The sequence below is a fragment of the Bradyrhizobium sp. NBAIM03 genome (genome assembly GCF_020194055.1).
GTDB lineage: Bacteria > Pseudomonadota > Alphaproteobacteria > Rhizobiales > Xanthobacteraceae > Bradyrhizobium > Bradyrhizobium yuanmingense.
On record NZ_JADYVS010000153.1, the window covers coordinates 1 to 448 of the forward strand.

Annotated in this window: 1 pseudogene; it reads right to left on the reverse strand. The window is 57.4% G+C overall.

From position 1 onward, the window contains the following. A pseudogene (locus I6F21_RS37840) lies at positions 1 to 448 on the reverse strand (ABC transporter permease); the annotation flags it as partial.

Here is a 448-nt window from a genome sequence, read left to right on the forward strand (position 1 = left end):
GCATAATGTCCTGCACCATCTGCGGCATACTTTCGCGGGCGTGGAACCACCGGAAAGCATTTGCAGCGGCAGCAGCACCAGAATCACCAGCAGCCCCAGTTGCGGCATTGAACGCGCTATCGTCCCCATAAAAATGCCGATTGACGTGGTGGCAAACAGACTGAGCGCCACGCCCAGCATAAACAGCGGGATCGAGCCTTCTATCGGTACGCCCAGCACGCCTTTCACCATCAGCACCAGCGATAATCCCGACACCACCAGCACCACCAGCCCCATCGACCAGACCTTTGCCATCATGATCTCAAACGGCGTTATCGGCATCACCAGTAAGTGTTCCACCGTGCCGTGTTCACGCTCGCGGATCAGCGCCGATCCGGTCAATACAATCGCCAGCATGGTAATGTTGTTGATGATCGCCATCACCCCGCCAAACCACGCGGGATCAAGG